This window comes from Pseudomonas sp. TMW22089, assembly GCF_022496645.1.
GTDB lineage: Bacteria > Pseudomonadota > Gammaproteobacteria > Pseudomonadales > Pseudomonadaceae > Aquipseudomonas > Aquipseudomonas paraversuta.
The window spans coordinates 1-1,638 of sequence record NZ_SCFG01000050.1 but is presented as its reverse complement, the minus strand read 5'-3'; the positions used below and the strand labels follow the sequence as shown (position 1 = coordinate 1,638).

The 1,638-nt window shown below is 49.5% G+C and carries 1 rRNA gene; it reads right to left on the bottom strand.

Annotation, left to right across the window (positions count from 1 at the left end):
* Positions 1 to 1,522, bottom strand: a 23S ribosomal RNA gene (locus EQV90_RS21645); the annotation flags it as partial.
* Positions 1,523 to 1,638 lie beyond the last annotated feature (116 nt).

Here is a 1,638-nt window from a genome sequence, read left to right as displayed (position 1 = left end):
TAACTCGTCATCAGCTCTCGGCCTTAGAATCCCGGATTTACCTAAGATTCCAGCCTACCACCTTAAACTTGGACAACCAACGCCAAGCTGGCCTAGCCTTCTCCGTCCCTCCATCGCAATAACCAGAAGTACAGGAATATTAACCTGTTTTCCATCGACTACGCTTTTCAGCCTCGCCTTAGGGACCGACTAACCCTGCGTCGATTAACGTTGCGCAGGAAACCTTGGTCTTTCGGCGTGGGTGTTTTTCACACCCATTATCGTTACTCATGTCAGCATTCGCACTTCTGATACCTCCAGCAAGCTTCTCAACTCACCTTCACAGGCTTACAGAACGCTCCTCTACCGCATCATCCTAAGATGATACCCGTAGCTTCGGTGTATGGTTTGAGCCCCGTTAAATCTTCCGCGCAGGCCGACTCGACTAGTGAGCTATTACGCTTTCTTTAAAGGGTGGCTGCTTCTAAGCCAACCTCCTAGCTGTCTAAGCCTTCCCACATCGTTTCCCACTTAACCATAACTTTGGGACCTTAGCTGACGGTCTGGGTTGTTTCCCTTTTCACGACGGACGTTAGCACCCGCCGTGTGTCTCCCATGCTCGGCACTTGTAGGTATTCGGAGTTTGCATCGGTTTGGTAAGTCGGGATGACCCCCTAGCCGAAACAGTGCTCTACCCCCTACAGTGATACATGAGGCGCTACCTAAATAGCTTTCGAGGAGAACCAGCTATCTCCGAGCTTGATTAGCCTTTCACTCCGATCCACAGGTCATCCGCTAACTTTTCAACGGTAGTCGGTTCGGTCCTCCAGTTAGTGTTACCCAACCTTCAACCTGCCCATGGATAGATCGCCCGGTTTCGGGTCTATTCCCAGCGACTAGACGCCCTATTAAGACTCGCTTTCGCTACGCCTCCCCTATTCGGTTAAGCTTGCCACTGAAAATAAGTCGCTGACCCATTATACAAAAGGTACGCAGTCACCCAACAAAGTGGGCTCCCACTGCTTGTACGCATACGGTTTCAGGATCTATTTCACTCCCCTCTCCGGGGTTCTTTTCGCCTTTCCCTCACGGTACTAGTTCACTATCGGTCAGTCAGTAGTATTTAGCCTTGGAGGATGGTCCCCCCATATTCAGACAAAGTTTCTCGTGCTCCGTCCTACTCGATTTCACTGTAAAGATGTTTTCGCGTACAGGGCTATCACCCACTATGGCCGCACTTTCCAGAGCGTTCCGCTAACATCAATACAGCTTAAGGGCTGGTCCCCGTTCGCTCGCCACTACTAAGGGAATCTCGGTTGATTTCTTTTCCTCAGGGTACTTAGATGTTTCAGTTCCCCTGGTTCGCTTCTTAAGCCTATGTATTCAGCTTAAGATACCTAACTTATGTTAGGTGGGTTCCCCCATTCAGACATCTCCGGATCAAAGTCTGTTTGCCGACTCCCCGAAGCTTTTCGCAGGCTACCACGTCTTTCATCGCCTCTGACTGCCAAGGCATCCACCGTATGCGCTTCTTCACTTGACCATATAACCCCAAGCAATCTGGTTATACTATGAAGACGACATTCGCCGAAAATTCGCATGTTCAATTAAGAACGTTCACAAATTTTACCTTAGCCTGAATAAACACCAGTGAAAGTG